General features: G+C 51.4%; 18 protein-coding genes. All 18 read right to left on the reverse strand.

Annotated elements, in window-relative coordinates; translation table 11 throughout:
• Positions 1-30 precede the first annotated feature (30 nt).
• Positions 31-1,158, reverse strand: a complete 1,128-nt coding sequence (locus R50912_RS30480) for a glycosyltransferase family 4 protein (protein ID WP_039303756.1) — start codon at positions 1,156-1,158, stop codon at positions 31-33.
• Positions 1,159-1,271: 113 nt separating this feature from the next.
• Entirely contained in the window at positions 1,272-2,030 is a 759-nt protein-coding gene (locus tag R50912_RS30485; RefSeq protein ID WP_042240265.1) for a WecB/TagA/CpsF family glycosyltransferase, read from the reverse strand.
• Positions 2,031-2,037: 7 nt separating this feature from the next.
• A complete protein-coding gene (csaB, locus tag R50912_RS30490; RefSeq protein ID WP_042240267.1) occupies positions 2,038-3,213 on the reverse strand; it encodes a polysaccharide pyruvyl transferase CsaB in 1,176 nt (391 codons plus the stop codon).
• Positions 3,186-5,225: a DUF5693 family protein gene (locus R50912_RS30495; RefSeq protein ID WP_042240270.1), complete on the reverse strand. Its 2,040-nt coding sequence runs from the start codon at positions 5,223-5,225 to the stop codon at positions 3,186-3,188. Before R50912_RS30495 ends, csaB begins: the two co-directional genes overlap by 28 nt.
• Before the next feature lie 147 nt (positions 5,226-5,372).
• On the reverse strand, positions 5,373-7,091 hold the full coding sequence (locus tag R50912_RS30500; protein WP_042240273.1) for a phospho-sugar mutase: 1,719 nt from the start codon (positions 7,089-7,091) through the stop codon (positions 5,373-5,375).
• Positions 7,092-7,138: 47 nt separating this feature from the next.
• Positions 7,139-7,561, reverse strand: a complete 423-nt coding sequence (gene fabZ, locus R50912_RS30505; RefSeq protein WP_039303787.1) for a 3-hydroxyacyl-ACP dehydratase FabZ — start codon at positions 7,559-7,561, stop codon at positions 7,139-7,141.
• Positions 7,562-7,866: 305 nt separating this feature from the next.
• Positions 7,867-8,100, reverse strand: coding sequence for a DNA-directed RNA polymerase subunit beta (locus R50912_RS30510; RefSeq protein ID WP_042240276.1), 234 nt, complete (start codon positions 8,098-8,100; stop codon positions 7,867-7,869).
• A gap of 9 nt (positions 8,101-8,109) precedes the next feature.
• Positions 8,110-8,931 carry a flagellar hook-basal body protein gene (locus tag R50912_RS30515; RefSeq protein ID WP_042240280.1) on the reverse strand — a complete coding sequence of 274 codons (822 nt, stop codon included), beginning with the start codon at positions 8,929-8,931 and terminating at the stop codon, positions 8,110-8,112.
• 68 nt (positions 8,932-8,999) lie between these two features.
• Entirely contained in the window at positions 9,000-9,878 is an 879-nt protein-coding gene (locus R50912_RS30520) for a flagellar hook-basal body protein (protein ID WP_042240282.1), read from the reverse strand.
• Between the two features lie 46 nt (positions 9,879-9,924).
• Positions 9,925-10,923, reverse strand: coding sequence for a rod shape-determining protein (locus tag R50912_RS30525; protein WP_042240285.1), 999 nt, complete (start codon positions 10,921-10,923; stop codon positions 9,925-9,927).
• A 128-nt stretch (positions 10,924-11,051) separates the two neighbouring features.
• Positions 11,052-11,339, reverse strand: a complete 288-nt coding sequence (spoIIID, locus tag R50912_RS30530; RefSeq protein ID WP_038597396.1) for a sporulation transcriptional regulator SpoIIID — start codon at positions 11,337-11,339, stop codon at positions 11,052-11,054.
• A gap of 227 nt (positions 11,340-11,566) precedes the next feature.
• The gene (locus R50912_RS30535; protein ID WP_039303727.1) at positions 11,567-12,307 is read right to left on the reverse strand and encodes a M23 family metallopeptidase; all 741 of its coding nucleotides are present in this window, start codon (positions 12,305-12,307) and stop codon (positions 11,567-11,569) included.
• Between the two features lie 61 nt (positions 12,308-12,368).
• The gene (gene spoIID / locus R50912_RS30540; protein ID WP_042240289.1) at positions 12,369-13,526 is read right to left on the reverse strand and encodes a stage II sporulation protein D; all 1,158 of its coding nucleotides are present in this window, start codon (positions 13,524-13,526) and stop codon (positions 12,369-12,371) included.
• Between the two features lie 33 nt (positions 13,527-13,559).
• The gene (locus tag R50912_RS36310; RefSeq protein ID WP_331281936.1) at positions 13,560-13,742 is read right to left on the reverse strand and encodes a group II intron maturase-specific domain-containing protein; all 183 of its coding nucleotides are present in this window, start codon (positions 13,740-13,742) and stop codon (positions 13,560-13,562) included.
• Positions 13,743-14,141: 399 nt separating this feature from the next.
• Positions 14,142-15,524 carry a UDP-N-acetylglucosamine 1-carboxyvinyltransferase gene (murA, locus tag R50912_RS30545; protein ID WP_042240291.1) on the reverse strand — a complete coding sequence of 461 codons (1,383 nt, stop codon included), beginning with the start codon at positions 15,522-15,524 and terminating at the stop codon, positions 14,142-14,144.
• Positions 15,525-15,722: 198 nt separating this feature from the next.
• A complete protein-coding gene (locus R50912_RS30550) occupies positions 15,723-15,980 on the reverse strand; it encodes a DUF1146 family protein (protein WP_042240294.1) in 258 nt (85 codons plus the stop codon).
• A 194-nt stretch (positions 15,981-16,174) separates the two neighbouring features.
• Positions 16,175-16,591: a F0F1 ATP synthase subunit epsilon gene (locus tag R50912_RS30555; RefSeq protein ID WP_039309326.1), complete on the reverse strand. Its 417-nt coding sequence runs from the start codon at positions 16,589-16,591 to the stop codon at positions 16,175-16,177.
• A gap of 58 nt (positions 16,592-16,649) precedes the next feature.
• Positions 16,650-18,047, reverse strand: coding sequence for a F0F1 ATP synthase subunit beta (gene atpD / locus R50912_RS30560; protein WP_039309318.1), 1,398 nt, complete (start codon positions 18,045-18,047; stop codon positions 16,650-16,652).
• Positions 18,048-18,107 lie beyond the last annotated feature (60 nt).

The raw sequence follows: 18,107 nt of genomic DNA on the forward strand, positions 1-18,107 counted from the left end.
AAAAAAATAGAATTATTATTTCAGTTTGTTCTAAGATTTAGAACTGCGCTCAGGATCCAGCTTCATGCGCATTCTTAGGAATAAGTCTATGACCGGGCGTTTGGTTTTGCTGATCACACCAGTGATCTCTGCACCAATCTGCAGGAAGAAGAGCATGACGCAGATCACCACGAATGTTACCCAGTTGGCTTCATAGAGTGAAGCAGATGTCTGAATGACAGCCAGAATTCCGAAGAAGGCTGCGATGCCATAAATAATCAATACGGTCTGGCGGTGGCTGAAGCCAAGTTCACGCAGGCAGTGATGGAGATGGCCTTTGTCCGGTGCGAAGATCGGCTTCTTCTGCAGCTTGCGCCGTACGATGGCAAAGAACGTATCCGATAAAGGAACCCCGATAATCAGGAGTGGAGTAATAAACGATACCACTGCAATCTGTTTGAATCCGAGCAGCGCGAGCAGTGCAAGACAGAAGCCCAGGAACAGCGAGCCTGTATCCCCCATGAAGATTTTGGCGGGATGAAAGTTAAAGAACAGAAAACCGAGTATACTGCCCAGAAGCAGTAAGCACAGCAGAGCAACCATGGTATTGCCCATCAGGAAGGCCATTACGGCAATTGTGGCAATCGCGATACCGGATACACCGGCTGCAAGCCCGTCCAGTCCATCGATCAGATTCACGGCGTTCGTGACGCCGACAATCCAGAAGATCGTCAGAGGGATGGCAATCCAGCTCTCCAGTGAGGAATAGCTATTATGAAAAGGAATGTTTACGAAATCAACAGTAATTCCAAAACCGAAAACTACGATGCAGGCTGCGGCAATTTGGCCCAGCAGCTTCACCTTGGCTGATAGCTCAAACCGGTCATCGAGACCGCCGATCAGCACAATCAGACCGCCGCCACAGAGCAGCGCCTTGATGAAGTTAGCCTCCCGCGGAGTGAAGTCATACGGAATAATCGGTAATACGGCAAGCAGGCCTAACACAAACGCCAGAAATATGCCGAGTCCGCCAAGGCGGGGCATGATCTTCGTATGCACTTTACGGGCATTAGGCACATCTGTCGCACCGATCTTAATAGCAAACTTCTTAACGAGCGGTGTCAAAAGCAGTGCAAGTCCCATGCACACAATAAATCCGGCGATGTATATGATTAACATTTGTTCAGTCGACCCCCATTTCTCTACCGCATTGAATTATACGCTGAACCAAAAACAAATTCCAATACCGTTTTTAGGCTGTTACACGGATTTTTTCAGTAAATATCCTCAAATTACTGGTCTTTTGTCACTTTATCTTTCTCTCGTACCACTTTTACTGCAAATTTCGGCAGCGCAAGCATTCTTTTGTAACGTGTAGGTTCTTTAATCAGCCGGTATAACCATTCCGCCCTCAATTTCTGGAAGACTTTGGGAGCACGGCGGCTCTTACCTGAGATTACATCAAAGCTTCCGCCGACACCCATCATAACCGGAATCTGCAGCCGGGACTTGTATTTAGCAATCCACGGCTCCTGGCTGTCTGCCCCTCTGGCAACGAAGAGCAGGTCAGGCTTAGCTTCGAGAATTCCAGCGAGAATCTGCTCATCCTCATCCGGACCAAAGTACCCGTCATGATAGCCTGCAATGACTATGCCGGGATATCCAGTTTGTAACCTAGAAGTCGTCTCGCGAATCACCTCGGGGGTTGAGCCCAGTAAATATACTCTCCAGTTGTAGCTTTCACCCTGGCGCAATAATTCATGTAAAAGATCAAAACCTGCTACACGCTCAGCAACTGGCTCTTTGCAGTAATCTGCTGCCCACACTACACCAGTCCCGTCGGGAACTACAAGCTCTGCTGATTTCATAATCTCCATATACGACGGATTCTCGAGGGCAGCCATGACCATGATCGGGTTAGCGGTAATGACCTGGTGTGGAACACGATTATGAACCGCCTCCGTCAAATAAGAAACCGTTGTCTTCATATCAACCTTGGATACTCGGATGCCGAAAATCGGCACTGTAGGTATCGCGCTATCTGCTTTCACTTGTCACTCATCCTTTACGGCGGAAATATTGGGCAACTTGCCGGGCCGGAGCCTCAGCTTCTTCAACCAGCGAAGCAATCAGCGGTTCACGCTCACGCTTCCATGCCTCTCCTGATTTCAGCAGTTCCAGAAGTCCCACTGTAACCATATCACCTTCCAGCGTAGCTGTGGAACCTACCGGCCGGCACCCGATTCGTTTAAGGAAATGGTCGATCTTCGGATCATAGGAGACTCCCATCAGCGGAACCCGTCTTCCGGCAGCATAGATCAGGCTGTGAAGCCGCATGCCAATCAGCGCCTGGCACTGTCCTACTTCACGCAGCATCTGCTGCGGATGGAGCGCATCCTCGCAAATACTGACGGCACCCCCATACTCCTCTACACCTTGTCCCAGCTTCTGCATGACATAACGTGAAGCCTCATTGTCCGCAGAATGATGGAACGGCAGAAAACGTAAATGAAGCGGCAGCTCTGCTGATGCCTTCACCAGTCCTTCAGCCAATGCATCCAGCTCTTTGCGCGACTGCTCCCAGAATCGGACGGAGATGCCTACGGTATAAGGCGCTGTCTGCAGAATAGAGTTATCTGAATCATGTACATGCGCATTCCCCCTACCCGGCTCATGTGTTTCTGTACGTGCATCTTCCGGGAGCGTCAGGCCCATAACCGGATCAGGGACCACATCTATTTTGCTCGTATCCAGACCCATAGACTGCAGCAGCAGGCGGGACTGCTCGTCCCGCACGGATACATAAGCACATTTACGGAAAACCGATTTGATCAGGGGATGAAACAGCTTGCGGTTCACCGGTCCGACTCCCTGGGCATAGATGAAGGTTGGCTTGCCCATCCATTGGGCCAGCTTAAGGATGGCCAGATAGTACGGAATGGTCTTGCTGCTTGTTACATCCTGTAGCAGACTGCCCCCGCCGCTTATCAGCCCGGAACTCTCTGATATTGCCTTCCGCACTTCTCCCAGCTTCATCCGGTGCACGGATTCGACGCCGTAAGTAACGGTTGTCCATTCCGGATCAATGGAGAGCACCACGGGGGTCAGCGTTATTCCAGCAGCCTCAGACTGCTTACGGAGTGCGTTCAGAATGGACTGTAGAACCGCCTCGTCTCCGCTGTTGCGGAATCCGTAATAACCCGAGATTATAATTTTTTGAGCAGCGGCGACCATCGTTTCCAACACCCTTCCGCAATCTGCCATACCCCTATAGCGATAATGCCGATGATAAGACCGAGTCCCAGACCCAGAAGGCCGCGGACCAGCGAGATCAGAACCGGCGAATGAATATGGGCAAAGGTATCTACCATGGACAACTGGCCGATAACTGCAATAATCATGATAAAAGCAGCATTCCGGTATTTATAGGCCATGAATGCGCCAAGGATAAAGAGCGGATGTGCCAGCAGGAACTCTTTGTTACGCGGTCTTACACCGACTGTGTTCTCTAGGAAGGTGCGGAACGACATTTCGAGTGAGCTTACACTACCACTGTTGCCTGTACGGCTTAAATAGTACATCCCCAGAATCCCCAGTACGCCGGCAACAATTACCATTGCGAGGGTGATCGGCGTCCGCAGCAGCTTCCCGGTCTTGTTGAAGGCAAACTCCCCACGGTATAAAAGCACATATAGCGCAGTGAGTCCAATTGGTGCTAAATGAAGCAGACTTACGCCGCGGAACTGATTGAGCACCAGGGCATAGGTGACATTATTCAAGAGCGCAATTACAAAGGGTACTGCACTAAACGAGATAAGCGCTGTTTTGACGTAAAGAACCAGACTATGCGTCAGCCTGCGGCGCGGGCCCATCACAGCAAAGGTCAAGGGATTGGCACGCAACGGCGGTCCCATTTCATTAATCTTGCGGACAGCCAGCACCATAGCCACGGTAGGCGCACTTATAGCCACTGCAAGCGCGAGTGCCTGTTCAAATAACGCCGGCTTCAGAACCATGAGTCCTGCACTCCCCAGCAGCCCCAGCACCCATGCAGGCAGTGTAAGCCAAGGAACAAAGTAGGAAACCAGGAGTGCAACCATGGCTACAGCTCCGATTACCGCAATTAATTTGAAATAACGCTGGAAAGAGGAATCCACCACGTCAAACGCAGTAGCTTGTCCCATTTCAAAACCGTTAGCTTCAATTTTTGCAACCGCACCATCAGGACCGCTAAGGCTCGTAACCAGATTGTCGAGCGTATCGGTAACCTGTGCCTTGGATGTATCCCGTGAAGGAATCGTATTGAGATAGATCATCCGGATGTTACGGTCTTTCGTAGCCAGTGCAAAGCGGTCGGCAATCACTTCTGTGGACAGGCCGGAATCAGCCTCACTGAGCGAGTACAGCCGCGTCACGTTATAGTCCAGCAAATAGGCCAGTTTGGTGAAGCCTTTTTGCTGTACCTTAATATTCTCAATGGCTGCAATCCCCATCCCGCGTTCCTTCAGCAGATCAGCGAATGCAGTGATACTGGCCAGATCGGCATCATCGGAGTAGCCTTTAACAGACTCGCCTTCGAACAGCAGACGTTTGACTCCAAGCTCCGCGTAACGGTCCAGCAGACTCTTAACGGCTTCCTGATTATACGCCAGCGAATCCACAAGGCGCGGCACAATATTGAAGCCTTTCTCATGCAGCATCTCCAGTGTGGACGGATCCGGCTGCAGCGGCTTGAGCGTTGCATTCTCCAGGGGAGTTTTGATAATCAGGCCCTGTTGTCCGCGGTAGGTCCATTCTTCTGTTGCAATATCCAAGCCGGCAAATGCATCCCGGATGATCGGTGAGAGCGTTCCACTGTTCTTCGCACTGGTAAAGAGGACATATGTATAGTTCTCATTCTCAGGAATTACAGTATCGGTCAGATTAGCGATATCAGCCGCTCCCCACAGCATCAGGCGGCGGGCCTTGCGGAAATCCTCCAATGTGCTTTCGTATATTGCCATACTCTGAACACCGGCAGACTTCAGCCGGTCGAGCTGCTCGGAGATATAATCCTGCGGATTCCCCCGGTAGCTGGCTACTTCGACCAGATCACGGTAATCAAAGACAAATTCAACCGTTTTGGAAGACTTCTCCGTCTGAAGACGGTCATACACAACCGGGAGAGCAGCAAGCAGGCCAATCACCACGATAATCCACAACCATTTGCGCGAAGCTATATTCCAGCGTTGCCATTTCTGTTGCACCAAAAGTACCTCCTCTTTCCCTTTAAAGCTTAGTGCCATTCCGTCAAAATAAGCTCAAACACTCTTGCTGTGGTCAAATTTAAGCGGAAACGGATGTCCCTATACCAGGAGCAGCTCCGTTTCCGCAGGCATGTTCTATATTTAGTATTATTTCCCGTCTACACGGGCCATAACCTGATTAGTCAATTCAGCCACTTTGTCTTTGGCATTCTGAAGCGATTCGCCAACGACGGCAAAATAAACCTTGATCTTCGGCTCGGTGCCGGAAGGACGCAGGCAGAACCATGAGCCGTCGGAGAGCAGATATTTCAGCACATTCTCCTTAGGCAGACCGTTCAGTCCGAGTGAATAGTCGAGTACCTCTGTAACTGAGGCTCCGGCAATTTCATGCGGCGGGCTGGTGCGCCAGTCATTCATGATTCCCTGAATCTGTGCTACACCGTCTTTACCTTTAAGGGTGCGCGATTCGAGGCTCTCGAGGAAGTAGCCGAATTGTGCATACAACTCCTGAAGCACATCGTACAGCGTCTTGCCCTGGGCTTTGTAATAAGCCCCTGCTTCAGCGATTAGCATCGCAGCCAGGACAGCATCCTTGTCACGGGCATAATTGCCGGCCAGGTAACCATAGCTCTCTTCATATCCGAAAAGATAAGTGTATTCGCCGGACTGCTCGAATTGGTTCATCTTCTCGCCGATATATTTAAATCCTGTCAGCGTGTTGAACACAGTAGCTCCGTAATGGCTGGCTACAGCCGCTCCCATCTCACTGGTCACAATAGTTTTAACTACCGCACCATTGCTTGGCAGCTTGCCTTGCTCCTGCAGGCGGCTCAAATAATAATGAATCATGAGGGCGCCCGACTGATTACCGGACAAGACCACAAACTTGCCTTCATTGTCCCGCACAACCGCGCCCATACGGTCTGCATCGGGGTCTGTACCAATTAACAGATCGGCATTCAGTTCTTCACCCAGCTTCATAGCCAAGGTGAAGGCTTCACGCTCTTCCGGGTTCGGGGATTTCACCGTGGAGAATTCTGAATCCGGCTGTTCCTGCTCGGGCACCACATGTACCTGGGTGAATCCGATCTTCTCAAGTACACGGCGGACCGGAAGATTGCCTGTCCCATGCAGCGGTGTGTAGACAATCGAGAAATCACGGCCAAGCGTAGAAGCAATCTCTTCACGGCCGACACTGACTGCGGCTACTGTATCCGTAAACGCTTCATCCTCAGCTTCACCCAGCCAGTGCAGCAAGCCTGCACTCTCTGCGGCTTCACGGGAAATACGCTTTACGCCGTTAAAGGAGTCTACTTGCAAAATATTGGCAATTACCTTCTCCGCTTCGTCAGGCACCAGCTGTCCGCCTTCTGCGTTATACACTTTGTACCCGTTGTACTCAGGCGGATTATGACTTGCAGTAATTACAATGCCTCCTGAGGCCTTCAGATGGCGAACTGCAAAGGACAGCTGCGGTGTGGACCGCAAGGATGGGAACAGATGTGTCTCAATTCCGTTGCCGGCCAGCACAAGTGCAGCTTCCAGCGTGAATTCCGGCGAAAAGCGGCGGGAATCGTGGGCAATGACCACGGAAGGACGTCCTTCTCCTGTATGCTGTCCCAGAATATAATTAGCGAAGCCTTGTGTCGCTCTGCCTACGGTATATCGGTTAATCCGATTGCTGCCGGCGCCGATCACTCCGCGCAAACCACCTGTCCCGAATTCAAGGTCTCTATAGAAACGTTCCTCCAGTTCCTTCGGCTCATCCGCAAGAGCCTTCAGCTCTGCCTTGGTGCTCTCGTCAACGGAAGGGTCCTGCAGCCAGCGTGTTAAGGTTTCTGCGGCCTTTGGGCTTAATCCAGTCATGTGAATCTCTCCTTCTCCATCTATAATTTATAATTTTATAACAGGAACTAGCTGAGTGCGAACATAATTTCCCCGGAAGCCACAATCTTGCCTTCCACTTTAGCGGTAGCTTGGCCTTTGCCGATGCTGCCTTTAAGCCGGGTAATCTCCACCTCAAGCACAAGGGTATCGCCAGGTACGACCTGGCCACGGAAACGGAAGCCGTCGAGGCCGGCCAGGAAGCCGATTTTACCGCGGTTTGCTTCCAGCCCCAGTATAGCTACTGCGCCCACCTGAGCCAGCGCTTCCGTGATTAGCACACCCGGCATTACCGGATATCCCGGAAAATGTCCGGTGAAAAACGGTTCATTCACCGTCACATTTTTGATGCCGACAGCCCGTTTGCCCATTTCTATTTCAGTGATTTTGTCCACCAGCAGAAATGGGGGCCGGTGGGGGATGATTTCTTGAATTTGATTGATATCCAGCATGATCAGCAAAGCTCCCTTCGGATGTAACCGCGTCTATAAAACCTCCGCCTACAACAGCGCTTTTGTTTTATTCTTCACCGCCCTGCATAAATATGGGCAGCTTCGGCAAAAACTATAACTATCCTTCACCACCTGCAGCAGTGGAGGTTAAGATAAGGGGCTTTCTCCACCGCACGCGGCAGCATGGCGGAGAGGGCCCTTTTTGGCGCTCTTAGGGCACGCCATCATTATACATTTTTCAGTATAAAAAAGAAAACTCCCCTGCACAACAAGGGAGCTTCCGAAATCCTATATTTAGGAATTATTTATGGTGCAAACACCAAATCATATACATGCTTCCAGGTGCTCCAGAGGAGCACATCGCTAAATTCTTTTTGGCCGAGAATCACGTAACCGACGACCAGGCCGCCTCCAAGCGCGGCAACAAGCAGCAGGGGAATCAGGAACCACTGGATAATGGTCCATGCCGAAATTCCGCGCCGCCTTACCGGCTGCTGCTGTTGTTCTTCTTCCGGTTTGTTGATCTTCTCACGACTCATTCCGTCACCTCACGCACGCATGTTATTAGCCAGGCCCAGCATCTGGTCACTGGAGGACAACGCCCGGGCAGCAAGCTGATAGGTGCGCTGAATCTGCATCATCTCGGTCATTTCCTTACTTAGATCCACGTTGGATGACTCCAGATATCCGGTACGTACGCCTACATCCTTCGCCTCACCTGCGGCTCTTTGCACAAACGCCTGCTGTGCAGTCACACCATCGGCAAGTGTATAGAAGTTGCCGTCCACAGCCCGCAGAGCCTTCTTGCTCAGCGGCTCTACAATCATAATTGTGCCCGCTATAATAGCAGGATCATTCTCACCGGTCTTGGTAAGTACCCGGCCGCTCTCGTCAATAGCAGCACTAACATTGGCCGGCACTGTGAGCGGATTCCCGTCTGTGTTCAGCACAGGGTTACCGGTATTATCTACAAGCATCATATTGTCAGGATTCGCGGTATCCGGGGTGAAATGGAAATCACCCTGACGGGTATACGCAGTAGCTCCGTTGACCTGAACTCCGAACAATCCATTACCCTGAAGCGCCAGATCCGTTGGATTCCCCGTTTCCTGAAGAGTGCCCTCTTCCCAGTTGCTTGTAACCGAAGGCACACGGACCCCAAAGCCGATGTTGAAGCCCAAAGGCATACTGCGGCCAGGCTGGTCATAGTCCTTAGATTGCTGCTGCACACGTGTGAGCACGTCCTCGAAAGAGCCTTCTTTGCTCTTATAGCCGTTTGTGTTCATATTGGCAATGTTATCCGCTATGATATCCAGCCGCTGCTGCAGGCTGGACATGGACACAGCGGCACCGATTGTCGAGTTGTTCACAGATCAAACCTCCCAAAAGCTTAATAACTTAAGAAGAAACCGGTTCACTTCATCAGTGCACCTGCAGCCTATACTCTGCCGACATCATTAACAGCCTTCTGCAGGCTGCTGTCATAAAACTGGATTACCTTCTGATTCGCTTCATAAGCCCGGTAGGCGGCGTTCATATCCACCGTTACCTGAGTGGCATCCACATTAGAGTTCTCCAGATACCCCTGACGCAACTGCAAATTATCGGTTGCATTGGAGTAACGGATTTCTGCAGCCTCCGCGTCATCGGCATGGAAAACGCCGTTCCCGTCACGTACCAGCTCCTGCGGTCTTGTAATTACACTGATCCCGATCCGGGTTCCTGAAGGCAGTCCGGTCGCATTGTTAATCAAGTTACCCTGCCCGTCCACTTTAAGGCTATCCTCAGGACCTGTCAATCTCAGCGGATTACCGTTACTGTCCAATACGCTGAATCCCCCGGAGCTAAGCACCTCTCCAGTAGGTCCTACTGTAAAACTTCCGTTACGTGTATATAAATTGTTACCCTCATTATCCTGTACTGTAAAGAACGCCTGCGGACGGTAAGTTACCTCGCCGTCAGGACTAATGTATTTACCTGAGCCGTCAAAAGCAAGATAAGTACCCGCATTATCCGGGTCCTCTACCTGTAAATCGGTTGACAGCGCGAAATCTGCGTTTTTGCCGCTTTCGATGAGATCGCCCTGCAAATACTGGGAAACAGACTGTTCGGCAAAAACCCCTGTGTTAAGCCGGCCGACAGGCTTCGTAACGCCACCGCTCATCGCCGAGATCAGCACATCGGGAAATGCATGACTGACGCTGTCGACCTGCTTGTACCCCGTAGTATTCAAATTGGCAATGTTCTGTGTCGCTGTATCATGTCTGCGCTGCTGTGTTACCATTCCTGCAGCCGCCGTATATAATCCTCTTAGCATGAGGTCAGTCCCTTCCTGAATCTGCTGTTAACTTATTATCGGCAGACTAGAACTTTTTCTTAACAACCTTATCTAAATGGTCAAGCATAATCCCCGTCCCCTTAACAACACAGTGCATCGGATCTTCGGCAACCCAGACCGGAACATGCAGCTGTTCAGAGAGCAGCTCGTCCAATCCGTTAAGGAGTGCCCCGCCGCCGGTCAATACGACCCCGCGGTCAATAATATCTGCCGACAGCTCCGGCGGTGTACGCTCCAGCACCGACTTGGCCGCAGCCACAATAGCGGAAACCGGATCCCACAGCGCTTCCTTAACCTCTCCGGATGTAATGGTCAGGGTCTGGGGAAGTCCGCTCACCATATCACGTCCGCGTATATCCAGCTCAGCCTTCATGCCGCCCGGGCGGACGGACCCGATAGTAACCTTGATATCCTCAGCTGTGCGTTCACCGATCAGGAGTTTATATTTCTGTTTGATATATCTTAAAATGGCCTCGTCGAACTTGTCCCCTGCGACCTTAATCGAAGAGGCGGTAACAACGTCGCCCATGGACAATACGGCTACATCCGTTGTACCCCCGCCAATATCGACGACCATATTTCCGCTTGGCTGATAAATATCCATCCCTGCTCCGATTGCCGCAGCTTTGGGTTCTTCTTCCATAAAAACTTCTTTGGCTCCACTGCGTTCCGCGGCTTCACGGATTGACTTCTGTTCAACGGATGTAATATTGGTGGGCGCGCAAATCAAAATACGGGGCCTTGAATACCAGGTCCGGCCCCCGACGCGGTCGATAAAATATTTCAGCATCATTTCTGTAATCGCAAAATCGGCAATGACTCCGTCCCGGAGCGGACGAATTGTAATTATGTTTCCAGGTGTGCGCCCAACCATCCGGCGGGCCTGTTCACCAACCGCAAGGACTCTCTTCGTATCACTTTCAAGCGTGACCACGGAAGGTTCATCCAGAACGACTCCCCTTCCCTTGACATGAATGAGCACATTGGCTGTGCCGAGATCGATTCCGATATCCTTGCTAAGCATAATGAAAGAGCCCCCAAAGTGTTATTTTAAATGAGAATAGTTAGATAGTACCAAATTTAAAAATACCATACTTTAGGGGGTGTACACAATGTAGTAAAGCTGAATTATTACTTAAAATTCCGAAAATCTTATGGCTTTGCTGCTACGGCTACCTCACGCTTTTTGCCTGTCGTTTTCTTATATTTGATTTTTGTGGCTTCTCCCCCCCGAAGATGACGGATCGATTTGTGATATTCGAGAATGTGCTTCACCTGATCGGCCAGATCCGGATTGATTTCCGGCAGCCGTTCGGTTAAATCCTTATGCACTGTGCTTTTTGAAACGCCAAATTCCTTGGCTATGGTCCGGACCGTGTGCCTGGTTTCCACGATGCAGCGTCCGATTTTGATCGTACGTTCCTTGATGTAATCGTGCACGCTCCCGCCTCCCAACTGTGGATAGTTTGGTACATTATATGAGGGGCGGGCCTATATATTCGCGCTTTCAAGACATGACAAGCTCCGGAAGGCCCATTTTATTTCTCGGACAACCTATTTATGAGCCGTTTGCAGTTCCATTCTCTATATAGAACCGGCCCCACCGTCCATTCCGGGTAGAAAAATAAAAAAAGCAGGAGGCTTTCGCCCCCTGCAGATATTTCGGATTAGCGCTGTGGAAGCAGATCCGAAGGATTCACAATCTTGCCATCCTCGTGCACTTCAAAATGCACATGGTTGCCGAGACCTTTCTCCAATTCGCTCTGTCCCGCTGTTGCCAGCGTATCGCCCTGCTTCACTTCATCGCCCTGCTTGACTTTGGTATCGCTGAGACTCTGGTAAACTGTCTTCAGATCACCCGGAGATGTAACCTCGATCACTTTACCGAGTACTGCCACATCTTCGACTCTGGTGACTTCACCGCTGAGAGCTGCCTTAACGTCAAACGTCTTGTTGTCCTCGCGGGCAATATCGATCCCGGTGTTGGTAATAAAGGTGTTATTGTACTGCACCATCGCCGCCACATGATTTTCTTCTGTGCCATTTTCATCATAGTACGGTTTGACCACTTCGACTTCACTTGGGCTCGCTACCGGCCAAGCCAGGCTTTCTGCTGAAGCTACGACTTCCAGGGCTTCCGGATCACCGGTCAGGGCTCCGGTTTCATTACCGGCAACACCTTCCTGTGATACGACCGCGGCGGTGTCCGGATTCAGCGGCTTCTGGCCGGCATCCTGATAGACCCACACCAAGGTTAGTATAATTGCCGCTGCTGCCGTGTAGACTGCCGGGAATACCCAGCGTTTGGATAACAGTCTGGTCCATGAAGAAGGCTTAGCGCCTGAATCTCCCTGCTTGTTTTTGAGAGATTCATCATGGTTTGGTTTGTTTTTGTCTTGTTCATTCATATGGTTATCACCTCAGTAACCAGTGTTACCGGGCGCTTCGCTTTTATACGTATCTTGCAAGTTATTTTTTCAGGAGAGTTGAGATTCCCGTAAAAGAGACCCCGCTGTAATAGTGTTTGAGAATCTGCGTGGCTGTACTTCCCTGCTTCGCCATACCATTCGCCCCCCATTGGCTCATGCCGACGCCATGGCCGTTTCCATAGGTTGTGATCAGCACCTTCCCGTCTTTCCGCTTCCAGGTGAACTGGCTCGAACGAAGTCCCAGCTTCTCTCTTACCTCCCGGCCTGTGAACACAGTGCCTCCGATAGAGATCTTCTTGATCCGGTGTCCTGCAGTCAGCGAGATGACTTCTGCAGGCAGTCCGGCCGAAGATGAAGAGACTTGCAAGGTCTTGCCTGAGGCAGCCAGATTCGCCGCAGCGGGAAGTTCCTTGGCAGTAAGACCCAGCTTGCGGCGGAGCTCCGAATTGCTGAAAGTATAGGTGACCGCGAGGTTCGGGGTAATCTCCCGCTCCCAGGGGCTGGCTACACTGCGCAAATAGGGAACCTCAGCATTCCAGTAATCCTCGGAGTTCTCCGTATACCCTCCACTGGAGGCGAAAAAGGAGGCCGTGATCGGCTGCCCTTTATAGGTCATGATGATCCCGCGCGTCTCTAAGACCGCGCGGCGGAGCTTCGCCAGTCCGGCGCGCTTGCTGCAGGATGCCCAGTCCCGTTCCAGCACGGCCTGCGAGATGTAAGCCTGATGGCTTACCGTATCGCTCACATCCGCCTCAGGAACGGGTACCCCGCTGTGGTCGCCGGCCAGCAGGCGGCGGGCAATGAATGTGCGGGCCGCTACGGCCTGGGCTTTGAGCGCTTCGAGCTCAAAGTCCGCCGGCATCTCGGCCGCCAGCACGCCGCTGACGTAGTCCTCCAGCGGCAGGGTCTCTATTTGTCCGCTCTGCGACAAATAGACGGAGACCTCCGGCTGCGGCGCTTCCGCAGCAGCCGTTCCCGGCGGTGCCGGCGCGGCCGTGGCCTGCGGCACGGCCGGAGGTGCTGGCTGTTGTCCCCCGCGCAGCAGGACAACAGCCAGCGGCAGCAGCAGCGCCGCCAGCAGCGGCGCTGCGAGCCAGGCGGCGGGGGCCAGCCGCCTGATCCGGGGCGCGCCGCACCGCGCACGCGCTATGCTGCGCGGGCGCTTCAGGATGCGCCGCAGCAATCTTAACTCTTTCATCTCTATGGCTCCTTCCATAAGCACCGGTGATTCTTATAGATATGAATTCCCGGCACCTGCTAGAACGTCATTCTGAGAGAAAGAGAGTTTCCAGATGTACATTCGAAGGCGTCTTCGCAGCCATTCGCTCCAGCTTTGCAATATCCGTTTCATGTCGGCTACATAGTAGTAACCGATCCATCCGCGAATGTAGAAAAAAAAACTTTCCGTTACTATGGCCTCTGCTGACTTCTCACAGCAAGCTTTACTCCGTCTTTCGGATTTTTTTCCTACTGGGCGTCTGTGAGATCTCCCCGGGTAAGAGCGATAACTTTCCCCTCATCCATCTGCCACATTTACATCCTGGGATTTGGGCAGCATTGGACTTCGCTTTGTTGAGCAAGCTCGTCCGTCCCAGCATGCCTTCTATGTGATTCCTGTTCGTCAGACCGAGGGTTTGCCTCCGGCTTCCTTCAGATTCCACCTCGCGGTGGACACCCTTGCCTTTAGCTAACAGTTCCTACTGCCAAGCCTGTAGCGGACTTTCACCGCCAAGTTATCGCCCATGCCGGACGCACTTAAAAAAGGGACCAGCCGCTTATTCGCGGGCTGGTCCCTTCAGGTTAAAAATTGCTATTATACCCAGGACGGCTGAATCTGAAAGCGCGGTTTAACCTCATCGCTCTTGAAGGATTCGCTTCTCGCCGGTTCCGGCTTCAGCACTTCTTCCTTCGCAGCTGCAGCAGGAGCCGCTGATTCTTCCATGGAAATACGCCATATGTCCGCACCAAGACCCGACAGCTTCTCGGCCAGATGCACATATCCACGGTCAATATGATGCGTTCCGCTAACTTCTGTAGTTCCTTCTGCCACTAGCCCTGCCAAAATCAGCGCAGCGCCTGCACGCAGATCCGTAGCACACACCTTGGCACCGACAAGACGGGCATTACCGGTAACGATGGCGGAACGGCCTTCAATCTTAATCTCAGCATTCATGTTATGGAATTCATCCACATGCATGAACCGGTTCTCAAAAACAGTCTCTGTAACTACAGAGGTACCTTCGGAACGCAGCAATAACGCCATCATCTGCGACTGCATATCGGTAGGGAACCCAGGGTATGGCAACGTCTTGAGATCCACAGCCTTCAGCGGCTTGTCGCTGATGACACGGACACCGTTCTCGTCTGGAATAACCGTAACGCCCATCTCTTCCATCTTGGCAATAACCGGGCCCAGATGATCAGCAATGGCGCCTTCCACATATACATCGCCGCCCGTAATCGCTGCAGCTGCCATATAGGTTCCAGCCTCGATACGGTCCGGAATGACATGATGTCTTACCCCATGCATACGTTCAACACCTTCGATCCGGATCACTCCGGTGCCTGCACCGCGCACAATACCACCCATGCCGTTCAGGTAATTCGCAAGATCAACAATCTCCGGCTCTTTCGCAGCATTCTCGATTACAGTAATGCCTTCGGCAAGTGCCGCAGCCATCATTATATTTTCGGTTGCACCTACGCTGGCCACATCCAGATAAATCTTGGCTCCGCGCAGCCTTCCGTTACTTTTCGCATCAATGTAGCCCTGGCCCAGACTGATCTCGGCACCCAGTGCTTCAAACCCCTTCAAATGCTGGTCAATCGGCCGAGTCCCGATGGCACAACCGCCAGGCAAGGAAATACGTGTATGCCCCATACGGGACAAGAGTGGACCCATTACCAGGAAAGAAGCCCGCATTTTGCGTACCCATTCATAAGGTGCTTCGCAGGAAGTAATATTTCTGGCATCAACCTCAATGATATCGTTCTGGTATGTAATACCTGCTCCCAGAGATTCCAGCACTTTGCTAATCGTGATTACATCGTCTAGCGGAGGTGCGTCCACAATGACGCTAACTCCTTCTTCTGCCAATAGAGAGGCGGCTATGATCGGTAGTACGGAATTTTTTGCGCCGCTAACTTTCACGCTCCCGGTCAATCTGTTGCCACCGCGGACGATAAATTTGCTCATTTTGGTTTCCCTCCGCGTCCATTATTTCTGAAATTAATTTGAGTTTAAAATTCGTCAGTTAAAATATTGAATATTCCGTCACTGCGCCTAATGTGCAGACGCATTCCTTAAACTTCAGTGTTGACATAATAAAACCTTATTATTCGACACTTTTTTCACTGCATTGGCCTACGACAGATATAACCAAACCAACCGTCATTAAAACATCCGGGCGATAAGTCCGCTCCAGCCCAGATAATCCAGCAGAAATCCGGCCACGAAATGGCCGAGGACAATGGCCAGCAGCAAATGCAGCAACCTGCCCTGAGGACTCTTGGGATATCTTATGACCAGATCGAGCTTTAGGTTCTGAAGTGCCCACCAGGATAATACGACACAGACTAGAGAAACTACCATCGAAATTAAACTGCTACTGCCGATCGCACTTGACAATTCAGCGGATAAGCTTGTGTTCATCATTAGCCCCCCGTGTAAGGTTACTCGGAAATCGACTCTTATATCATACTTGCGCAGGGGAAAAGAATCCAGTACTTTTACGAATTTTTAAACAATTGGCGTATTATCTGCCTAAGTGTTTACGATATGTTCATACTCTGCTAGATTCAGTTAAGCAAAAAAGCAGTCAAGCCCTGGGCTTGACCGCTTCTCTGCTACTGTTGTCCTTTTCCGGTCGAAACTTTGATCCGCGTTACAGCGCGCTGCAAGGCCAGCTCAGCACGGCGGTGATCAATTTCATCTTGCTTGCTTTGCAGCTTAAGACGGCGCTCAGCCCGTTCCTTAGCTGCTTCAGCGCGCTCCACATCAATATCTTTGGGCAGCTCAGCACTTTCAGCCAGCACCGTTACCTTATCTTTGTGCACTTCAACGAAACCGCCATGAACGGCGATAGACACCGTTACGCCGTCTGCTTTGACGCTAAGCGGAGCAACCTGAAGCGGAGTTACCAGCGGAATATGTCCTGGCAAAATGCCCAGTGCACCATTCACGCCACGTACCGTCAAGCTATTCACTTGCTTGGAGTAGACCAGATGCTCCGGAGTGACAATTTCGAGCAAAAAGGTATTCACTTCCATTCCTCCTCAAAGCTTTACAGAATAAAGCTCACTACCCGGCTCATGCCGAGGATTACAACGTTTTGGCTTTTTCCACTGCTTCTTCAATCGTACCTACGAACAGGAACGCTACTTCCGGAAGATCATCGTGCTTGCCTTCCAGGATTTCTTTGAAGCTGCGTACTGTTTCTTTGATCGGCACGTATTTGCCTTTGAAGCCTGTGAACTGTTCTGCTACATGGAAAGGCTGGGACAGGAAGCGCTCAACCTTACGGGCGCGGGACACAATGACCTTATCCTCTTCACTCAGCTCATCCATACCCAGGATTGCAATGATATCCTGAAGCTCAGTATAACGCTGCAACAGCTGCTTAACGCCTTGTGCCACGTTATAATGCTCTTCTCCGACGATTTCAGGTGCCAGCATACGCGAGCTTGAAGCCAGAGGGTCAACCGCAGGGAAAATCCCTTTTTCGGAGATTTTACGCTCCAGGTTGGTAGTCGCATCCAAGTGGGCAAACGCAGTAGCCGGTGCAGGGTCTGTATAGTCATCCGCAGGCACGTAGATCGCCTGGATTGAAGTAACAGAACCTTTCTTAGTGGACGTAATACGTTCCTGCAGCTGACCCATTTCTGTAGCCAGTGTAGGCTGGTAACCTACCGCAGAAGGCATACGGCCGAGAAGGGCCGATACTTCGGAACCCGCTTGGGTGAAGCGGAATATGTTATCGATAAAGAGCAGCGTATCGCGGCCTTCAACATCACGGAAATATTCCGCCATGGTCAGACCGGTCAGAGCTACGCGGAGACGCGCGCCCGGCGGCTCATTCATTTGTCCGAATACCATCGCCGTTTTCTTGATAACGCCGGAATCCGTCATTTCATGATACAGGTCATTACCTTCACGGGTACGCTCGCCAACACCTGCGAATACGGAGATACCGCCGTGTTCCTGTGCAATGTTGTTGATCAGTTCCTGGATAGTTACAGTTTTACCTACGCCGGCACCGCCGAACAGGCCGATCTTACCGCCCTTGGCGTAAGGGGCAAGCAAGTCGATAACCTTAATGCCGGTTTCCAGAACTTCTGCCTGAGTGGACAATTCATCGAATGTAGGAGCCAGACGGTGAATCGGGTTTCTTGCAGCCACCACTTCAGCGCCGTTATCAATTGGATTACCAAGCACGTTAAATACGCGGCCGAGTGTTGCTTCACCAACAGGGACCGAGATCGGTCCTCCCTGGTCAATGGCATCAATGCCGCGTACCAGTCCATCTGTGGAAGACATGGCGATACAACGCACCAGGTTATCTCCAAGATGATTGGAAACTTCAAGAGTCAGATCCATGTTACGGCCATCGCTCAGAGTCCCAACAATTTTGATAGCGTTGAATATCTCGGGCAGCTGGCCGCGTTCAAATTCAATATCGACAACCGGACCCATAATGCTCACAACGCGTCCTTTGTTCATCTTCATTTCCCTCCTCGAAAGCTGTTACATATGTAGAAACGGTCCATTACCCTTTACAGG

It is taken from the genome of Paenibacillus sp. FSL R5-0912 (genome assembly GCF_000758605.1).
In the GTDB taxonomy this organism is placed as follows: Bacteria; Bacillota; Bacilli; order Paenibacillales; family Paenibacillaceae; genus Paenibacillus_AQ.